Annotated in this window: 19 protein-coding genes and 2 pseudogenes; 11 read left to right on the plus strand and 10 right to left on the minus strand. The window is 69.3% G+C overall.

Annotated elements, in window-relative coordinates; all coding sequences use genetic code 11:
* Positions 1-54 precede the first annotated feature (54 nt).
* Both ACQP1O_RS37215 and ACQP1O_RS37220 read left to right on the plus strand, forming a co-directional pair.
* Positions 55-1,629 (plus strand): adenylate/guanylate cyclase domain-containing protein, encoded by a 1,575-nt coding sequence (locus ACQP1O_RS37215; protein ID WP_433563006.1) that lies wholly within the window; start codon positions 55-57, stop codon positions 1,627-1,629.
* Between the two features lie 237 nt (positions 1,630-1,866).
* Positions 1,867-2,343 carry a hypothetical protein gene (locus ACQP1O_RS37220; protein ID WP_433563007.1) on the plus strand — a complete coding sequence of 159 codons (477 nt, stop codon included), beginning with the start codon at positions 1,867-1,869 and terminating at the stop codon, positions 2,341-2,343.
* 51 nt (positions 2,344-2,394) lie between these two features.
* Here ACQP1O_RS37220 and ACQP1O_RS37225 read toward each other — a convergent pair whose 3' ends face one another.
* Positions 2,395-4,482: a thioredoxin domain-containing protein gene (locus ACQP1O_RS37225; RefSeq protein ID WP_433563008.1), complete on the minus strand. Its 2,088-nt coding sequence runs from the start codon at positions 4,480-4,482 to the stop codon at positions 2,395-2,397.
* A 374-nt stretch (positions 4,483-4,856) separates the two neighbouring features.
* Entirely contained in the window at positions 4,857-5,633 is a 777-nt protein-coding gene (locus ACQP1O_RS37230; protein ID WP_433563009.1) for an SDR family NAD(P)-dependent oxidoreductase, read from the minus strand.
* A 204-nt stretch (positions 5,634-5,837) separates the two neighbouring features.
* Here ACQP1O_RS37230 and ACQP1O_RS37235 point away from each other — a divergent pair.
* Positions 5,838-5,969, plus strand: a pseudogene (locus ACQP1O_RS37235) (PadR family transcriptional regulator); the annotation flags it as partial.
* Positions 5,970-5,972: 3 nt separating this feature from the next.
* Here the strand turns inward: ACQP1O_RS37235 and ACQP1O_RS37240 are convergent.
* Together ACQP1O_RS37240 and ACQP1O_RS37245 are read right to left on the minus strand one after the other, a co-directional pair.
* Positions 5,973-6,461, minus strand: coding sequence for a DoxX family protein (locus tag ACQP1O_RS37240; protein ID WP_433563010.1), 489 nt, complete (start codon positions 6,459-6,461; stop codon positions 5,973-5,975).
* Positions 6,462-6,657: 196 nt separating this feature from the next.
* Positions 6,658-7,077, minus strand: coding sequence for a DUF6223 family protein (locus ACQP1O_RS37245; protein WP_433563011.1), 420 nt, complete (start codon positions 7,075-7,077; stop codon positions 6,658-6,660).
* 217 nt (positions 7,078-7,294) lie between these two features.
* On the opposite strand from ACQP1O_RS37245, the gene ACQP1O_RS37250 reads away from it, so the two are divergent.
* Together ACQP1O_RS37250 and ACQP1O_RS37255 are read left to right on the plus strand one after the other, a co-directional pair.
* A complete protein-coding gene (locus tag ACQP1O_RS37250; protein ID WP_433563012.1) occupies positions 7,295-8,410 on the plus strand; it encodes a sensor histidine kinase in 1,116 nt (371 codons plus the stop codon).
* Positions 8,407-9,069: a response regulator gene (locus ACQP1O_RS37255; protein ID WP_433563013.1), complete on the plus strand. Its 663-nt coding sequence runs from the start codon at positions 8,407-8,409 to the stop codon at positions 9,067-9,069. The genes ACQP1O_RS37250 and ACQP1O_RS37255 overlap by 4 nt, the downstream gene beginning before the upstream one ends.
* Before the next feature lie 91 nt (positions 9,070-9,160).
* On the opposite strand, the pseudogene ACQP1O_RS37260 reads toward ACQP1O_RS37255, so the two are convergent.
* Positions 9,161-9,399, minus strand: a pseudogene (locus ACQP1O_RS37260) (acyl-CoA dehydrogenase family protein).
* Positions 9,400-9,563: 164 nt separating this feature from the next.
* On the opposite strand from ACQP1O_RS37260, the gene ACQP1O_RS37265 reads away from it, so the two are divergent.
* Complete coding sequence (locus ACQP1O_RS37265; RefSeq protein WP_433563014.1) at positions 9,564-10,262, plus strand: hypothetical protein; 699 nt, start codon at positions 9,564-9,566, stop codon at positions 10,260-10,262.
* Positions 10,263-10,272: 10 nt separating this feature from the next.
* On the opposite strand, the gene ACQP1O_RS37270 is transcribed toward ACQP1O_RS37265, so the two are convergent.
* Positions 10,273-11,295 carry a helix-turn-helix domain-containing protein gene (locus ACQP1O_RS37270; RefSeq protein ID WP_433563015.1) on the minus strand — a complete coding sequence of 341 codons (1,023 nt, stop codon included), beginning with the start codon at positions 11,293-11,295 and terminating at the stop codon, positions 10,273-10,275.
* 240 nt (positions 11,296-11,535) lie between these two features.
* Here ACQP1O_RS37270 and ACQP1O_RS37275 point away from each other — a divergent pair, with 240 nt between their 5' ends.
* Positions 11,536-12,579, plus strand: coding sequence for an AraC family transcriptional regulator ligand-binding domain-containing protein (locus ACQP1O_RS37275; protein WP_433563016.1), 1,044 nt, complete (start codon positions 11,536-11,538; stop codon positions 12,577-12,579).
* Positions 12,580-12,610: 31 nt separating this feature from the next.
* On the opposite strand, the gene ACQP1O_RS37280 is transcribed toward ACQP1O_RS37275, so the two are convergent.
* Positions 12,611-13,660, minus strand: a complete 1,050-nt coding sequence (locus ACQP1O_RS37280; RefSeq protein WP_433563017.1) for an AraC family transcriptional regulator ligand-binding domain-containing protein — start codon at positions 13,658-13,660, stop codon at positions 12,611-12,613.
* Between the two features lie 165 nt (positions 13,661-13,825).
* Here ACQP1O_RS37280 and ACQP1O_RS37285 point away from each other — a divergent pair, with 165 nt between their 5' ends.
* Positions 13,826-14,293 (plus strand): VOC family protein, encoded by a 468-nt coding sequence (locus ACQP1O_RS37285; protein ID WP_433563018.1) that lies wholly within the window; start codon positions 13,826-13,828, stop codon positions 14,291-14,293.
* A 129-nt stretch (positions 14,294-14,422) separates the two neighbouring features.
* Entirely contained in the window at positions 14,423-15,655 is a 1,233-nt protein-coding gene (locus ACQP1O_RS37290) for an FAD-dependent monooxygenase (RefSeq protein ID WP_433563019.1), read from the plus strand.
* Between the two features lie 9 nt (positions 15,656-15,664).
* Here ACQP1O_RS37290 and ACQP1O_RS37295 read toward each other — a convergent pair whose 3' ends face one another.
* Genes ACQP1O_RS37295 through mca form a run of 3 tightly spaced genes read right to left on the minus strand, consistent with a single transcriptional unit; the run spans position 15,665 to position 17,196 of the window.
* Positions 15,665-15,961 (minus strand): alpha/beta hydrolase, encoded by a 297-nt coding sequence (locus ACQP1O_RS37295; RefSeq protein ID WP_433563020.1) that lies wholly within the window; start codon positions 15,959-15,961, stop codon positions 15,665-15,667.
* 21 nt (positions 15,962-15,982) lie between these two features.
* On the minus strand, positions 15,983-16,297 hold the full coding sequence (locus tag ACQP1O_RS37300; RefSeq protein ID WP_433563021.1) for a hypothetical protein: 315 nt from the start codon (positions 16,295-16,297) through the stop codon (positions 15,983-15,985).
* Positions 16,294-17,196: a mycothiol conjugate amidase Mca gene (mca, locus tag ACQP1O_RS37305; protein WP_433567921.1), complete on the minus strand. Its 903-nt coding sequence runs from the start codon at positions 17,194-17,196 to the stop codon at positions 16,294-16,296. The genes ACQP1O_RS37300 and mca overlap by 4 nt, the downstream gene beginning before the upstream one ends.
* Positions 17,197-17,424: 228 nt before the next feature.
* Between mca and ACQP1O_RS37310 the strand changes: the two genes are divergently transcribed.
* Both ACQP1O_RS37310 and greA read left to right on the plus strand, forming a co-directional pair.
* Complete coding sequence (locus tag ACQP1O_RS37310) at positions 17,425-17,841, plus strand: DUF4307 domain-containing protein (protein WP_433563022.1); 417 nt, start codon at positions 17,425-17,427, stop codon at positions 17,839-17,841.
* A 244-nt stretch (positions 17,842-18,085) separates the two neighbouring features.
* Complete coding sequence (gene greA, locus ACQP1O_RS37315) at positions 18,086-18,577, plus strand: transcription elongation factor GreA (RefSeq protein WP_154789804.1); 492 nt, start codon at positions 18,086-18,088, stop codon at positions 18,575-18,577.
* The last annotated feature ends 171 nt before the right edge of the window (positions 18,578-18,748 follow it).

The following is an 18,748-nucleotide window of genomic DNA, read 5'->3' on the forward strand; positions in this document are numbered from 1 at the left end:
AGCAATTACTCACAAACGTGCATTCTCGGCCGAACGTTCTCTAAAGTCTGCGACGTGACCAGCAGACTCATCCTGTGGGCGCTGCGTGCGCCGGGTGGTCTGTCTGCTGTCGTCATGGCATGCAATCTCGGCGGTCTCGCGGTGATCACCACCGAGCTGTTCCTGAGCGGTTTCCTGAGCCGGCTCGGACCGGATTGGATGACCGCCTTCATTCAGGTGTCGATCTATCCGGCCCTCGGTGCGCTGGTCGGCATCATGCTCGCGGTGCGGGACCGCCACCACTACTTCAGCTGGCTGGACCAGCGCCGGCCACCCACCGAACTCGAGGCGCGACGGCTGCTGCGACTCCCGATCGCGATCACGGGACGGGCGCTGGCCATCTGGCTGCCCGGCGTGTTCGTGGCGGCCGCCGTCTTCGCGCACGCCACCGAGGACCGCAGTTTTCCGGTGGTGCTGTCGATGTTCACGCTGGGCGGGCTGGAGTCCGCTGCGCTGACCTACCTGATCGTGGACCGGCTCATCCGGCCGACCATTCCGGTGGTGGCCGAGGTGCTGGACGAGACCTCGCACTGGAGCAATACCGTGCTGGCCCGGGTGCTGGTCACGTTCGCGGTGGCGGGCGCGGTGCCGCTGTTCATGTTGATCACCGTGCTGGCCGACCCGTCCACCGATGCCCAGGACCGCATCCGGACCGGGATCTACATGGCCATCGTCGGCCTGTCCGCCGGCGCGGTGGCGACGGCGGCGCTGGCCCGGGCGGTGGCCACGCCCATGCACACGCTGCGCGACGCGCTGGACCGGATCGCCCGCGGCGATCTCGACGCCCGGGTGACGATCAACAGCACCAGCGAGATCGGGCGGCTCGAGCATTCGGTGAACGAACTGGCCGCCAATCTCAGTGAGCGCGAGCGCATGCGGACCGTCTTCGGCCGGCACGTGGGTACCGAGGTGGCCGAGCGGGCGCTGTCGGGCAGCCCCAGCCTGACCGGCGACATGCGGGTGGCGACCGCGCTGTTCGTGGACGTGACCGGGTCGGTGGCGATGGCCACCGAGCTCGCCCCGCACGACTTCGTGGCCAAGCTGAATCGGCTGCTGTCCATCGTGGTGGCGGCCACCGAGGACAATCAGGGGCTGGTCAACAAGTTCGAAGGCGATGCGGCGCTGTGCATTTTCGGCGCGCCCATCGCACTCGACGACAATGCCACCCCGGCGCTGCGGGCCGCCCGCCGCATGCGCGACGAGGTGGCCGCGCTGGGCGAGCTCGAGGTGGGCATCGGCATCGCGCGCGGGCTGGTGTTCGCCGGCGATGTCGGCACCGACACCCGGCTGGAGTTCACCGTCATCGGCGACGCCGTCAACGAGGCCGCCCGCCTCACCACCGAGGCCAAACTGGTGCCGCGCCGCATTCTGGCCAGTCAGGCGGTCATAGACGCCGCCTGCGACGCCGAGCGCACGCGGTGGATCCTGCACGACACTCTCCACCTCCGCGGCCGCAAGGAACCCACTCCGGGCTGGACCGACGTGGTGTCCCCCGCAGCGCCCCACCGCAACGGCAGCGCCCCGCAGGCCGGCCCCCGATCGGCCGCACCCCCGTCTTCGGAGTCCGCCGGCCAGGCCGCGGATCGCTAATCATCAACCCGCGCAAGGGTCGGCCCTGCAGCCGGCGGGACCTGGCAATACTTCGCTGAAAAACATGAACCGAACACCCCCGGGACTGTATGACCGCCCGCTCCGGGCGGCAACGGATTAAGCACCGGCAGCACGCCCGGGCTGGGCCCGTCGAATCGCGGTGTCGTACCCGAGGACTGGGCGCATGTCGTACTCGCGGGGGATTCGGTGCGGACCGGGAGGCCGGACAGTAGCGCTATGAATGAAATCGGCGCGTTCGAGCGGACTTCGGCGGCGGTGTGGGCGCGGCCGCAGCGGGCGGTACTGGCTTATCGAGCGATCGTGGTCGCGCTGATCGCGGGCGTGGGCGAGACGTTGGGACGCGTCGCGCTCGCCCTCGACGAGCCCGGGGTCCACGTGGCCGGCATCGCGCTCGGGCTGCTGATCCGGGCGGCGATCTACCTGACGGTCTTCGCGCTGGCGGCCCGGATGCTGGCCGGAAACCTGTGGGCGCGGCGGATTCTCGTGGTGGGGTTGGGCACGCTCGGCCTGGCCTCGCTGGTGGTCGAGCCGCTGCAGGCAGCGCTGACGGCCGAGCATCTCGGCGACCTCTTCACGCACTGGACCCCGAATGCGGTGATACTCGGGCTGTTTCGCGCCGCCCACATCATCGCAGTGCTGGTCGCGGTGCCCGCCGCGGTCATGGCCGGGCACCGCGTCGACGGCGCGACCTGAACAACCGCGTCGACAGCACGACCTGAACACCGGCCGTGCCGGCAGCAGCGATCAGGCGGTGGGCGGGGGCAGCAGGCCGGCGCGAACGTCTTCGACCGTGGTGACCGGGAGGTCACAGACCGAGCCGCGGCAGATGTAGGCGGCGGAGGTGTCGCGTACCGGGGGCCGGTCGGCCAGCAGTGCCTGAGAGCCGACGGGGCCGGACACGATCACCGATCCGCCCGGGGCGGCGGTACGGGCGGCCGCCACCAGTGTTGCGGCCCAGCCGGATTCGCCGTCCGGTCCGTCCACCACGGCCACCTGGATCGGGCCGCGCAGGGCGGCCTCGGCGACGGCGAGCCAATGGCCGGCCGAGCGGGGCGCGCGAGCCAGTAGCACCGCACCCCGGGTCAAGGTGTGATCGGCCAACTGCCGGTAGCGGTCGGCCCGCTGCGGGTCGGTGAGGGCTGCTGCGGTGAGCAGTGCCTCCGCGAGAACCGAAGTGCCGGACGGGGTTGCGCCGTCCAGCGGGTCGCGCGGCCGGGTCAGCAGGGTCTCGGCGTCGTCGGCGGTGTCGAACCAGCTGCCGGAGGTTTCCGGATCGGCGAAGTGGGTGATGGCGGCGTCCAGCAGATCCTGCGCCGCGTCCAGCCAGTCACCCTCGGCGGTCTGGTGCAGCGCGAGCAACCCCAGCGCCAGCCACGCGTAATCCTCCAGCACGCCCGGGGCCGCGCCGGGCACACCACCCAGTGAGGCGCGGCAGACGCGGCCGCCGGTCACGTGGGTGTCGAGCAGGAAGCGGGCGCACCGGACGGCGGCCGCGATCCACTCCGGATGACCGTGTGCCGCACCGGCTTCCGCGAGCGCGACGATGGCCATCCCGTTCCAGGCGGTGACCACCTTGTCGTCCCGCTCCGGCTGCGGACGGCGGGAACGGGCGGCGGACAGCTTCGCCCGGATCGCCTCGAACCGCTCGTAGTCAGCCGGTTTCGGATCGGTGTACCGGGTCAGCACCGAGGTGCCGTGCTCGAAGGTGCCCGCCGTGGTGACATTGAAAACCTCTGCCGCCCAAGCACCGTCGAGCGCGCCCAGCGTGCCGTTGAGTTCTGCGGGCGTCCACACGTACGTGGCCCCCTCCACCCCCGGTCCGCCCGGTTGCAGATGGGTGTCCGCGTCCAGTGCCGAGGCGAAGGCCCCCTGCTCGGTGCCGAGGTCCGTCAGCAGGAATTGCACGGTCTCACGAGTCACCCGCAGCGCCAGCGGTTCCCACGCATCCGCCACACGCTCATCGGCCGACTCGTCGTGCCCCCGCCGCGCCAGATGCGCATACACGCGCAGCAGCTGCGCATTGTCGTAGAGCATCTTCTCGAAGTGCGGCACCACCCATGCCGCATCCACCGAGTACCGCGCGAATCCGCCACGCAGCTGGTCGTAGATGCCGCCGCGCGCCATCGAGTCACAGGTGAACGAAACGGCCTGCAACACGGTCGGATTGCCGGTCAGCTCGTAATGCCGGAGCAGTCCCTCCAGCAGAGCCGACGGCGGAAACTTGGGCGCGCCCCCGAACCCGCCGTGCTGCCCGTCCACATCCTTCAACACCGCACCGACCGCATGCTCGAGCAACTCCGGCCCGACCCCGATCTCCGCATCCGGCAACCCCGCGGTCTGTTGCCGCAGCGCGTCGGCCACCTGCGCCGCCGCCGTGTTCACCTCGTCGCGACGGTTCCGCCACGTCTCGCTCACCGCCGTCAGCACCTGTGTGAACGACGGCATCCCGTGCCGCGGCGTCTTCGGGTAATACGTCCCGCAATAGAACGGCTCCCCCTCCGGCGTCAGGAAGCAGGTCATCGGCCACCCGCCCTGCCCCGTCATGGCCACGGTGGCATTCATGTACACCGCGTCCAGATCAGGCCGCTCCTCCCGATCCACCTTGATGCACACGAAATTCTCGTTCATGACCGCCGCCGTGGCCTCGTCCTCGAACGACTCGTGCGCCATCACATGACACCAGTGGCACGACGCGTATCCGATCGACAGCAGAATCGGCACATCCCGCTCAGCCGCCTCGGCCAGCGCCTCCGCATCCCACTCCCGCCAGTGCACCGGATTCCCAGCATGCTGACGCAAGTAAGGCGATGTCGCGCTGCCCAATCGGTTCATATCCCCACCCTTCCACACCCGGCGCCCACACAACACGATCCAGACGCACCCTCGCGGGCATACGACACCGTCGTCGGGCATCCGCAGGCCGTCACATCTCGCGCCGCTGCCTCCGTCGCAGCATCCCGCTCGCGCCAATCGACGGGATCAGCGGGCGAGCCCGCTGCCGAAGCGGCGAGTGAGGAACGGCATGACGACCCACACCATGGCCGACCGACGAGCACGATGTCGCGGGTCGGACCGGTCGCCACCGCGGTGAGCGTCTCTCGCCACGGATCGAGCCGTGGCGCGTCGGTGTCGGGCAGGTCGGGGATGACGACGCGGTGCCCCATGCCTTTCAGCTCGGCCTCGAAGGTGCGGAACCTCGACGGGCGCTACTGTGCGCCGATGGCCGGGCTGATGGCGGTGCCGCCGCTCACATCAACCACATTGGCGGTGATCCAGCGGGCGTCCTCGGAGGCGAGAAAGGCCACCACATCGGCGATATCGGCGGGCTGCCCCACCCGGCCCAGCGCGGTCATGGCACTGATGCCGGCCCGCGCCTGCGGATGGCCATCGAAAAAGGCGGCCATCCCCTCGGTCTCGGTCGCACCGGCGGCCACCGCGTTCACGGTGATACCGCGCGGACCGAGCTGTACCGCGAGGGTTTTGGTGAGCACATCGATCGCCCCCTTGCTCATCGCGTAGGCCACCTGCGACGGGGCCGCCACCCGCGGTGCGCACGAGGAGATATTGACAATGCGACCGCCATCGCGAAGCAGCGGTATCGCCTGCTGCGAAATGAACAGCGGCGCAGACACATTCACTGCGAAGAGACTGTCCACCGCCGCCGGGGTCAGCTGCTCGATCGAGCCGCTGCCACCGCCGCCGCCCGCATTGTTCACCAGAATGTCCAGCCGTCCGTCCGGCAGGCTCTTCGTCAGATCGCCGAACAGCGCGTCGATTCCGGCCGGCGTGCTCAGGTCGGCGCGGATGGCGAACGCCTGCCCGCCCGCGGCTTCGATGTCCGCCACGGTCTTCGCCGCCGCTTCGTCATCGTGTCCGTAGTGCACCGCGACCACCGCGCCGTTCGCCGCCAACCGCAGGGCAATGGCGCGGCCGATTCCGCGAGAAGCGCCGGTAACGAGGGCGAACTTACCGATCTGAGACATTGGAACTCCTGTGCTCGGGTTTGTTTCCTTGACACAGACGTTCGCCGACCGCGCTCACCAAACCCTCACCGTGCGCTCACCGACGCCGCCCAGCAGCGCCGGCCACCGGGTGGACACGGCCGCGCCGGATAGCACCGAGCAGTTCTGCCTCTCGACGGCGACTCGCAGAGCCGAGGCTCGCCTCGTGCACCCGCTCAGTACCGCGTATCCCTAACCCGCGAGCATTACGGGCGGGTGCGGCGGGTGGACCGGGTCACCGACGCCGGACGCGCCGCATTGGCCGAGGAGCGCCGTGCCATGCGCGACCTCGCCCGCGAAATCCTCGGCGAGGATTGAACTTCATTGTGACGCAGCCGCTCTCGTGGCGGCCGTCAGGCGCGCGTCGACCGACCAGGCCCCGGCACCGACGAGCAGCAGGAATACACTGCCGCACAGTTGCGCGAAATCCAGGCGGGCTTCGTGCAGAAAATCACCGAACCCGGATTCGCGGGCGAACAGCGGCGCGTCGCCCCACACGATGGGAAGTTTCGTGATCAGCAGCGCGCCAACCATGTCCACGATCATCGGCACAACCGCGACACGGGTGACCAGTCCGGCCAGAATCAGTGCGCCACATACGATTTCGAATACTCCATCGACAGGGGCGAAGAACCCGGGAGCCGGAATGCCGGCCTTGTCGAACCGGCCGGCGCCCAGAGCGTCGGGGCGGGTGAACTTCAGGATGCCCTCGGTGAGGAACACTACGCCCACGTAGATACGGATCCAGATCACCGCCGCCGGTGCTGACGTCGCGGTCAGCCGGGCTTGCCAGGTGCGGTTGTCGGACACGTCGAAACCCCTCTCCGGTCAGCCGAATCCCATTGCCGTTCTTTCGATATCGTGGCGCACCGCGCGGTGAATCGGCGGCGCAGCGCGTCGATCACCGCGCCGACGGCCACGACCGCAGCCCGACCGGTACCGACTGGCCCAGCAGGGTGAATACCAGCATTCCATACCACTGGCGGGGGCACCCGTAGCCGAGGAGTCAGCCGCTCCGGCCGACACTGCGAGAGCGGTTCAGGGTCAGCCCGCCGAGAACCAGACCGATCGGCCCGAGCACCATGGCCGCCCAGGACCCGACTATCCCGTTGCCGGTGCCGGGACCACCGGCGGCGGTGGCTGCGAACAAGCTACCGAGGACCAGGCTGATCAGCCCCGAGACCAGCGCCACCATGGCTCCGGTACGCCCACTGCCGGCGCCGATGCGGCCGATTCGGGCCAGGGCCAGGCTGCCGATCACCACGCCGACCAGTCCCACCAGTGCGGTCAGGGTGGGCCCGATCCGCCCGGAGGTCATACCGGTGACGGCGGCGGTCTGCTGGACCGAGGCCGCCGCCGGTGCGGCGAGGGCGATACCTCCGAGCGAGACGGCCGCTGCGACGGCGGACAGATGACGGATGGACATGAGGTCCTCCTTGTGTCGAACGACTCGATGTCGCCTCATCATGTCGGCCGGCCCCACCGTCGATCGTCGTTCGGGCGTGGACAATTCACGCTGCCACCGATGCCGTAGCCGACTGCCGCGGACGCGGTAGCGGTCGCGAAACTACCGCGTGCGCGGTAGTCGATCGATCGTCCGTCAGGCGGAGTCGCGCACTCGGGATTCCGGCTAGGGTGCACCCATGGGCTGGGCACGGATCCGTATCGGTGACTGGTCGGTCGCCGTCGGCGTGGCGGCCATCCTATTGGTCACCGGCCTGTCCGGGCGGCACTCCGCCACGGCGCTCGACGCGCTGGGCTATGTGTTGCTGACCATCGGAGGTCTGGCGCTGGCCGCGTACCGCTGGACTCCGGTCACGGTCCTGGCGGTCACGGGTTTGTGCGTATTGGGCTATCAGGCAATCGGTTTCGAAGTCCCCGCCATCGCCTATCTGATCGCCGTGTATGCCACCGTCCGGGCCGGGCGCCGCCTCATCGCGGCGGCAGGATCGGTGCTCATGGTGGTCACGCTGCCATTCGCAATGCTGGTCCCGCACCCGGAATGGCCTGTGAGCGAGGCGTTCACGCAGGCCCGGGGCGCCCTCCAACTGGCCTGGTTGATCGCGGCAGCGGCCGCGGGTGAAGCACTGCGGCAGGCCGAGCAGCGGGCCGACGAGGCCGAGCGCACCCGCGAGGAGACCGCGCGACGCCGCGCCGACGAGGAGCGGCTGCACATCGCGCGGGAGCTGCACGATTCGCTCACCCACCAGATCTCGGTCATCAAGGTGCAATCCGAAGCCGCCGTCCACGTCGCCCGCAGGAAGGGTGCGGAGGTGCCCGAGTCCCTGCTGGCGATCCGGGACGCCGGACGTGAGGCGGCCCGGGAATTGCGCGCGACGTTGGAGGCGTTGCGCGACGACGGGGCCGTCCCTCGGCAAGGACTCGACCATGTTCCGGAACTCGTAGAGCGAGCCCGCGCAAACGGTTTGGACGCGACATTGACGATCGAAGGACAACGCCCGGACATACCGGCAGCGGTGGACCGGACCATCTACCGGATCGTTCAGGAATCGTTGACGAACATCTCCCGGCACGCCGCCGCCGCGACGGCATCGGTCCGCATCGACTACCGGCCCGACACCCTGCTCGTGCGGGTCGACGACGACGGCGGGGCCAGGCCCGGCACCGCGCCGGTGCACGGCGTCGGACTGCTCGGGATGCGCGAACGAGTCACCGCGCTCGGAGGTCGTCTGCAAGCGGAGCCACGCAGTGCGGGCGGGTTCTCGGTCCGGGCCGAACTTCCCGTGGACCCAACATGATTCGCGTCCTACTGGTCGACGACCAACCGCTGATCCGCAGCGGATTCCGCGCTCTCCTCGATCTCGAGGACGATATCGAGGTGGTGGCCGAGGCCGCCGACGGGAGCGAGGGCGTCGCGCTGGCCGGGCAACACCTGCCCGACATAGCCCTCATCGACATTCAGATGCCCGGCATGGACGGCATCGAAGCGACACGCCGCATCGCGGCAGACCCGGCTCTGGCCGGGGTGCACGTCGTCATCCTGACCAACTACGGCCTGGACGAATACGTCTTCCACGCACTCCGCGCCGGCGCGGCCGGATTTCTCGTCAAGGACATTCGGCCGGAAGACTTTCTGCACTCGGTTCGCGTCGCCGCCCGCGGCGACGCCCTGCTCGCACCCTCGATCACCCGCCGCCTGATCAACCGATACGTCTCCCAGCCGCTCGTCATCGGGACCGGTCCCGGGCTGAAAGAGTTGACCACCCGCGAACGCGAGGCCGTGACCCTCGTCGCCCAGGGCCTGTCCAACGACGAGATCGCCGACCACATGGTCATCAGCCCACTCACCGCGAAAACCCACGTCAACCGAGCCATGACGAAGCTCCGCGCCCGCGATCGCGCCCAACTCGTGGTCCTCGCATACGAATCCGGCCTGGTCGCCCCGCGCAAATCCTGAATCCCGCAGCGCAGACCACCGACTCCGCGCACCGCGGTTTGCTACACCTCGGCGATGTTCGGCGCGTCCGCCGCCACCCGATGGCCGGCGGTCATCGTGCCGCCCTCTGGTTGCGCAGCTCGGTGCGTGCGAGCGTGCTCTTGGCACCTCGTCAGGTCCGTCGGCGAACCGTAGGGAGCGGATACTCACGTAGGCGGTGGCCAGCGGGTAGTCCTGGGACAGGCCGCCGGCGCCGAATACCTGGATGGCCTTGTCCAGGATCCACTGCACCGTGGCGGGGGTGGCGATCTCTGTCATCGCGGTCGCCGCGGCCGCGCTCGCCCTGGCCACCTTCCGGTCGCCGGCCCGGCGCGCCCGGGCGGTCGCGGCGGGCGTCTGACGAGGCCGACGGCACGGATCGGAAACATGAACGGCCCGACGGGAACCCAACCCGCCGGGCCGTTCGCCCGCACCGGAGGTCGGGCGCCCGTTCGCCGGGGTGCATGATGGGGCGCATGCTTCCCACCGACCGCCTGCACCAGGTCGACCGGCATCCCGCCGTGATCGATACGCCGCTCGGCACCGTCGTGTTCGCTGTCGCGCTCGGCTCGGAACAGGTACCGACCGGTCCGGATGCCGTGTGGCGCTTGGCGAACGGCTCGCACCTGCACCGCTGGCGGCACCGGGACGCCACGGTCGATCTGCTCCTCGGCCGCATCGAGATGCCGGCCTGGGACGGCGGCGCGGCCGTGCCGATGTGGGCGGGAATCTGGCAGGTGCAGGCCCACTCGGCGGTGCCCGCCCTGTCCTTCGCGGCCGAACTGACCGATCTGTCCGCGGACACGTTCTGTGGTCCCGACTCCGGTGAATGCCTCGCGGCTGTGACCGCCGAGAACGACCGCTTCTCGGTGTCGATCGGCGGCCCGGATTCCGAACTGCTGGCCATGCAGGCCGCCGACGGCCGGCTCATGCCCGCCGACTGGGCGGACCAGCTGCCCACCGACGGCAATGACGACGACTCCGAATACGGTGTGCGCTACCTGGATCCGGCCGGAATCCAGTGGCGGCTGCCCGGTCTCGCCACCACGGAGGTGGCCCGGCTGTGCATCGCGACCGCCTGGTGCCCCCGCGACGACGACCGGCCCGCGGCCTGGTTCGCGGTCGACATCCCCCTCGACACCGCCTACCTCCACCTCACCACCGACCACCCCTGACCGGCACCGGCTACCCGGATATCGAACCGGTGGCCGCCCACCGGCGGAACTCGTCCGGGGATCGCCCCGCCTGACGGCGGAATGCCCGCCGCAGCGCCCTCGGGTCGGTGTAGCCGAGCCGGGCCGCAATCGCGTACATCGGGAGATCGGTGCCACGCAACAGATCCGACGCGTGCTCGTGGCGGACCGTGTCGACCTCGGCACGCCAGCTGGTGCCCAGCTCCTGCAGACGACGTTGCAGGGTACGCGGGCTGACGGCGAGCCGGGCGGCGACCTGGTCGAGTTCGAGTTCGCCGCACGCCATCGCCCCACGCAGCACCGTGCGGATCCTGCCGATCGGGCTGGGCGCGGGACGCGCACTGGCGAGCAGCAGTTCCGCGTAGCCGCGATGGATCCGGCCCAGGTTCGGGTCGCCCCCGGTGGGCAGTGCCGCCGCGTCGAGGAAGGTCAGCTCGGAGTGCGGGGCCTCGAAGCAGATCCGGTTGGTACCGAACGCCTCCGCGAGGTGCCGGTGATTGCGTGGCGCGCGGTGCCGGAACGCGACCCGAACCGGAACCAGCGGATGCCCGGTCGCCTCACGTGCCCGCTGCAGCATCACCGCGAGCGTGAACTCCTCGACCAGCCCCAGGATCGGACCCGGTTCGACGGTCGCGCTATCCCGCACGATGAGCAACCCGCCGCTCTCCAGCACCTCGCCGCCACCGAGCGGATCCGCGACGACGGCGCGCAATTCGACCACGCTGCGCAGACTTTCGGCCAGCGTCGGCCCACTCGAGAAGAGGTAATCCCACACCGACAGGCTCCCCCGCGTGGCCGTGGCCGCCGCGCACAGACCTCCCGTCGGCCCCGCGGCCGCATAGATCAGCTCCCAGACCCGCCACGCCGAGCCGGTCGGAACCCGTACCAGATCGTCACCGAGCTGATCGGCCCCCAGCTCCAGCGCGCTGAAGAGTTGCGACGCCGACGCTCCCGCCCGCAGCGCCGCCTCCCGAACCAGGGCCGCCAGCCGAGACGAAATGGTATTGCCGATCATCGCCGCAGCTTAGCGACCACCGATTACTTCTGAACGGGACCTTCGGGACCAGCGACCCGACCATTGCTGCCCGGCCGCTGATCGGCCCGGCCGCCGCCACATCGGCCACTGAAGTCACCCACGATGTGCGTCCTGTTTCAAAAACCGCACCGCACAGTCTAATTTGGACCCTCGTGCATTGCACCGTGAGTGCAACGCGATGCCACCGCCCGTCGATCACGCTCCACTCCCGGGATCCCAATGACCATCCACCCCACCGGTATTCACGCCCCCACCGGGGCCGGGCTCGACCCCGACGCACAGGTGATGGACACCGTGCTGCTGCCGGGGTATGTGCTGAGCACGATCGGAGTGTGCGAGGACACGCGGCATCGCCTGGCCCTCGCCGCGGACCTGCCGGGCTGGCTGCTGACCTCGCCCGAATCCATGGTGCCCAGCGAGCGGTATCTGCGACTGTGGGAACTCGTCGAGCACGAAACCCAGGATCCCGCCATCGCCGTCCGCACCGCACTCGAGTACACGCCGGGACAGCTCGGCATCATCGATTACCTGCTGTTGACCGCACCCACCCTGGGTGCGGGACTCGCGCTGACCGATCGGTTCATGGACGCGTGCTCGACCAATCGGGAGTTCCGGGCGGTCGCCGACGCGGATCCGGACGGAGTGACGACGGTGTACACCGGCCTGGCCCGGGGTGAGGGCCGTGGCAGCGAGCTGGCCATGCACACCGGTCTGTGCGGGATGATCGTGAAAATGCGCACGGCCACCGGGCAATACGTGGTGCCGGTCGACGTGCGACTGCGGCAGCGGGCGCCCGCGTGCCGGGCGGAGCTGACCGCGCTCACCGAGCTGTTCGGTACGCCCCGAATAGATTTCGGGGCGGCCACCAATCGCGTCACCTTCCGGAACGCCGACCTGGCGCTGCCGCTGCTGCGCGCCGACCCGGTCCTGAACCGAATCCTGGTTCAGCAGGCCGAGATGACGGCGCCACCGCGCATCACCACCTGGTCCGACCGGCTGCAGCAGGAGCTGGCGTCGATGCTGATCGACGGCGCGGTAACCATCGACGCGGTGGCCCGCCGACTGCTGACAGGCCGTCGCACCCTGCAGCGCCGCCTCGCCGAGGAGGGCACCTCGTGGCGCTGCGAACTCGAAAAGGCCCGCAGGCAACAGGTTCTCGACCAGCCGCTCGGCCTCACCCAGGCCGAGCGCGCCCGCCGCATCGGCTACTCCGATCCGAGATCGCTGCGCCGCGCCCAGCAGCGCTGGACCGACGTGAGCTGAGAGGGCCGGGGTTGCGACTCCGCGCCGGCGGTCACTCCGGCTGATCCCGGCGGAAGCTTGCGGGTGACTGCCCCGTCCAGCGGCGGAAGGCCCGGGCCAGCACACGGTGATCGCGGTAGCCGAGGCGCAACGCCACCGACCGCACCGGCACCGTGTGGTCGCGCAGCAGGGCGATCGCCGTCTCCCGCCGCACGATCTCGAGCTCCGCGCGCCAGCTGGTGCCGTGCTCGGTCAGGCGGCGCTGCAGGGTCCGGTCGCTGATCCGGAGGGCGGCGGCCACCTCGTCCAACCCCACCCCGTCACCTCCGGACTCCGGCAGCGCCGCCTGCAGTACCGCGCGGAAGACATCCAGCCAGACCGGTTCGGGCCCGATCGAGTCGATCAGCCGCTGGGCGTGCGATCGCAGAATCCCCTGCAGGACAGGATCATTCGCCCGGCCACCCACCTGCGCGGCGGTGAGGAAGGTGATCGCGTCCCGGTCCTGACCGAAGTGGATGTTCCCGGTGCCGAGCGCGCGGACCAGGTGCGCGCGATCGTCGGGACCCCGGTGCGAGAAGTCGACCCGGACCGGCCGGCCCGCGTCGCCGAAGCTCTCCGTCGCCCGCCGCACCATCACCGCCATGACGAATTCCTTGTTGGCGGCCGCGGCCGCGCCCCGATGCGGCAGATCGAGATAGCGTGCGGTGAGCAGGGATCCGTCCTCCACCACCTCCAGATCGACCCGGCGGTCGCAGATGGTGTTGTTGTAGCGCGCCGCGTCGCGCAGGCCCTCGGCGAGTGTGGGCGCATTGCCGATGAGGTAGTCCCACACGTGCAGCCGCCCCAGCTCGGCAACGTCCGCGGCCAGCACTCCGGCCTCGGGTCCCGCCAGCCGGTGCAGCAGCTCCCACAGCCGCGACGCCTTCGCGGTCGGGATGCGCGCCGTGTCGTCGGACAGCAGAGCTGGATCGCGGCCGAGCACCTGAGCGATCTGCTCGGTCTCGGCTCCCGCCCGCCGCGCCGCGTCCGCGATCACCCCCACCACATGGGAGGAGACGGTATCGACCGCATTGCCGGACCGGTCCGGGACCGTAGTCACCATCTCTGCCACCTTCTCACGGAATTACGCTGGGACTCCCGTTAACTCGGACCATCCGGTACGTATTCCGCTCGCGCCAGGAGAGTGCCCTTCCGCGTCAGTGGCGTCGTGAAGTGGCATCCTTCAGGGGTCCATGCCCCGCTCGCCGCACCCCGATCAGGAGGCACCATGGCCGGACTGGCCCGCATACGCCACGTCAAACTGCCGGTCAGCGACCTGGCGCGCAGTGTCGCCTGGTACTGCGACCTGCTGGATCTGCGCCTGGCGGGCGAGTTCCGGGAGGAGGGTGAGCTGCGCGGGGCACAGCTCATGCACCCGTCCGGCTTCGGCATCGCGCTGTGGGAGCGCGAATACTGCGCGGGCACACCGGATTTCCGCAGCTTCGACGTCTTCGCCCTGGAGGTGGACTCGGTCGACGACCTGCACGCCTTCGCCGCCCGCGCCGACGAACTGGAATACACCCGCGGCGAGGTGATCGATCGCGGACCGTACGGCGCGATCCTGGATCTCGCCGACCCCGACGACACCGTGGTGCGGCTGCTGGCCAACAATCCCTTCCACGCGGATCGATTCCTCGGGATGGACACCGACGGCAAGGGCGGGTTCACCGTCTACGACACCCCGACCCTCGGCTGAGCGCCGAACCTTCTCGCCCGGCGCATATCCCCAGGTAGACATGGCTGAGACATATGTACTAGACAAATGTGCCAACCATTTAGTACATTTGTCTTAGACGTTAGAGCCAACCGAGAGGGCCCGACACCCATGAACACCACCGCCAACTCGCTGCACATCCTGGTTTCCGGCGGCGGCATCGCCGGCAATGCCGTTGCGCTGCAACTGCTTCGGGCCGGAGCCCGGGTCACCGTCGTGGAGCGCGCCGCCGCGCCCCGCCCCGGCGGCCAGGCCGTCGACCTGCGCGCCGCCAGCAAGGAGGTCGCCGAGCGCATGGGCCTGATGCCGGGCATCCGCAAATACCAGCTCGAAGAGCTGGGCATGGCCTGGGTCGACCGCAAGGGCACCGAATACGCCGCCCTGCCGATGGAGGCCTTCGACGGCAAGGGCCCGGTCGCCGAGATCGAGATCACCCGCGGCGATCTGAACCAGGTGCTGCTCGACCTGGTGGCCGAAACTCCGGGCAATCTCGACTACCGCTACGGCGAGTGGATCGAGACCCTCGACCAGGACGACACCGGTGTGACGGTCGGCTTCGGCTCCGGCGCGACCGGGCGCTTCGATCTGGTGGTCGGCGCGGACGGCGTGCACTCGGCGGTCCGTCGCCTCGCCTTCGGGCCGGAGGAACGGTTCTCCACCTACCTGGGCGGCTACACCGCCTTCTTCACCATGACCACCCCCGCCGACACCAAGCCGGGCTGGTTCGCCATGCACTCGGTGCCCAGCGCGGCCGTCGGCATCCGCCCCGACCGCGACCCGCGCACCGCCAAGGCCATCCTGACCCTCCGCACCCCCGAGGACCCCGCACTGCGCCGCGATGTCGCCGCCCAGCAGCGCCTCATCACCGACATGCTCGGCGAGGCCGGCTGGCATGCGCCCACCGCGCTCGCGGCCATGGGCGACGCACCCGACTTCTACTTCGACGTGCTGGCCCGCATCGACATGCCGACCCTGGCCGCCGGGCGGGTCACCCTGGCCGGCGACGCGGGCTACTGCGGCTCGCCTCTGACCGGCATGGGCACGGCGATGGCACTGGTGGGCGCGTACATCCTGACCGGCGAAATCGCCGCCACCCCGGACGATCTGCCCGGCGCGCTGGCCCGCTACGAGGAGCGGGTGACCCCGTTCCTGGACGCGGCCAAGGAACTTCCCGGCGGCGGCATCCAGATGATGCTCCCGAAGTCGAAGGTCCTGACCGCCCTGGGCCGGCTCAACATGCGGATCATGACCTCGGGCCCGATGCTCCCGCTGACCCGGAAGCTGTTCGAGCCCAAGGCCGAGGACTACCAGCTGCCCGCCTACGAGACCGAGACGCTGGTCTGAATCCCGGCCTCAGCCGAGATGCTTGCGCAGGAAGGCCGCGATCTCGTCGGTGGCGGCCGCCGCCTCCGGCGTGTCCCGCATGCTCGGGTAGACGTGTAGGAGACCCGCACCGAGCGACAGCGTCACATCGACGCCCGCGGCCCGCGCGGCGGCCGCGAAGCCCTCGGAGACGCTGAGCAGCAGTTCGGCCGAGCCGACCTGGATCAGCAGCGGCGGCAGGCCGGCCGGGTCACCGAAAAGCGGTGAGGCCGAAGGAATTCGGGGATCAGCGCCATTCAGGTAGGCGGCGAAGACACCCCGCAGCATGCCGGCGGATGCCGAGGGGATTCAGGCAGTGCCGTTGGTGGCTTCCGGCTTGGTCTCGCTGCGCGGCTCGGACTTGGTGTCCTCCGCCCGCGCGGGCCCATCGTCCTCACGCGACGCGATGCCGTGCTCGGTGCCTTCGTCGGCCTCCTGGTCCGCCTCCGGGTGTTCCGGGGAGAACTCGGCGGGCAGGTTCTTGATGTGCTTGTTCATGTTCCGGATGAGCAGGATGGTGCCGGCCAGCAGCACCAGCACGATGACCAGACCCAGCGGGGACGCCTTGCCGAACTCGGGTCCGGTGGGCGAATTGGTGCCCTGGGCGAGCAGCGTGAGCATCATCGGGCGGCGTCCTCGGTGTCGGCGGCGTCGAAGCCGGAATCGGCCTCGTCGATTCCCGCGAACAGGTCGGTCTCCGGGATCGCGGTCTTGACCCGGGTCCTGGCCAGCTCGAACTCCTCGGTGGGCCACAGTCGCTGCTGCATCTCCAGCGGAATCGCGAAGAAGGCGCCGTTCGGGTCGATCTGGGTGGCGTGGGCGCGCAGGGCGTCGTCACGCTGCGGGAAGTACTTGGCGCATTCGACCTGGGTGGTGACCCGCGCCATGATGTCGCCGCGCTCGGCGGCGTACTTGCGCATGCGGTCCATCCAGTCCTGCATGGGGAAGGGCTCGCCGCGGCGTGCGTACTCGTCGGCGAACACCTCCAGCCGGGTGAGGCTGAAGCCGTGGTTGTAGTACAGCTTGAGCGGCTGCCAGGGCTCGCCCGCGTCGGGGAACCGCTCCGGATCGCCCGCCGCCTCGAAGGCCGCGACCGACACCTGGTGGCACATGATGTGATCCGGGTGCGGGTAGCCGCCCATCTCGTCATAGGTGGTCATGACGTGCGGCCTGAACTGGCGGACCACGCGCACCAGCGCCTCGGTGGCCTCCTCCAGGGGCACCAGCGCGAAGCTGCCCTCGGGCAGCGGCGGCAGCGGATCGCCTTCCGGCAGACCGGAATCCACGAAGCCGAGCCAGGTCTGGCGGACGCCGAGCGCCTCGGCGGCGGCGGCCATCTCCTCGCGGCGGACCTCGGTGATGCGGTCCTTGATGCCGGGAGTGTCCATGGCGGGGTTCAGGATGTCGCCGCGTTCCCCGCCGGTGAGGGAGACGACCAGCACGTCATTGCCTTCGGCGGCATAGCGCGCGGTGGTCGCCGCGCCCTTGCTGGATTCGTCGTCGGGATGCGCGTGCACCGCCATGAGGCGAAGACCACTCACTTCTCGTTCACCTCACCGATCACGTTTTTCACCTCGTAGCGTCGAGCTGTATCAATTGGCACGTGCAGGGGTCCTGCGTGGTTACGCAAGCTGCCTCCTCCGGACCCTGCCCGCGCGTGCCGAGTCCAGGCACAGGCATCAGATATGCATTCCCTATAGTTCCATCCGATCGTTGTTTGTTCCGACCTACCCCCCGGGAGCGTCCCCGATATGAGTGAAAGACCGGCTGACCGGTACGGGATTGCGCCTCGGAAGACCCGCCGCTGGCTCCCCTACGCCCTCGGAGCGGTCGTCATCCTCGCCGGGCTCGGGGTCGCGTATCTGGGCTACCGCACCTACGGGCCGCAGGCCATCGAACCGGATCGGATCGGCTACACGATCGTCGACGACTCCACGGTCAGCGTGGATTTCAAAGTGACACGCAAGGATCCGGGCCAGGCGGTCGTCTGCTTCGTGCGGGCCATGGACGGCGACACCGACGAGGTCGGTCGCCGCGAGGTCCTGGTGCCCGGCTCCGACTCCGGCACCGTCCGCGTGGTCACCACGATCAAGACCGGCCGACGGGCCGGCGCGGGCAATGTCTACGGCTGCACCGACCATGTGCCGGCCTACCTGCGCGCCGGGTGAATCGTCCGTTAAGCGACCCGCTTTGACGCTTCTACCTGCGCCTTTCCGAATCGTGCTAAAATGACGCGATACACGGTTCCGACGTTCGGAGCCGTGTTTGCTGCATTGACGGCCGGCGCTGTCGGGACTCTCCCCAGGGATCGCTCTGGCTGTCCACTGCTGCTGTGCCCATCTCCGGATGGCCACGGTAGCGGGCATCAGGGAATCCCGGCTTGCCGGGGACAACTACTAGGGAGTGATCGAGATGACTGAGACCGTGACTTGGCTGACCCCGGAGTCGCACGAGAGGCTCACGAGCGAACTCGGCGCGCTCATCGCCAACCGTCCCGTCATCGCGGCCGAAATCAACGAGCGCCGTGAAGAAGGCGATCTCAAGGAGAACGGCGGGTACCACGCGGCCCGTGAGGAGCAGGGCCAGCAGGAGGCGCGCATTCGCCAGCTGCAGGAACTGCTGAACAACGCCAAGGTCGGCATCGCGCCCACGAAGTCCGGCGTCGCCCTGCCCGGCTCGGTCGTCAAGGTCTACTACGACGGTGACGAGTCCGACACCGAAACCTTCCTCATCGCCACCCGTGAAGAGGGCCTCGGCAGCGCCGACCTCGAGACCTACTCCCCCAACTCCCCGTTGGGCGGCGCCCTCATCAATGCCAAGGTCGGCGAAACCCGCGAATACACCTTGCCCAACGGCAACACCATGAAGGTGACGTTGGTCTCCGCGGAGCCTTACCACAGCTAGCCCGCCTCCCCGCGCCTTCAGCGGGCGGCAGAGAGCCGTTGACGGTCCTGCACCCGTGCCGGCGGTTGGGAGCCGAAACGATTTCGGTCGTGCCCGATGAGTTACCCGGAACCTTGCGAAGTCAGTTGTCGCGTTCCGAGCAACGACAAAGCGCCGCACCAGTCCTGGTGC

Source organism: Nocardia sp. CA-151230 (assembly GCF_050942175.1).
Taxonomy (GTDB): Bacteria; Actinomycetota; Actinomycetes; order Mycobacteriales; family Mycobacteriaceae; genus Nocardia.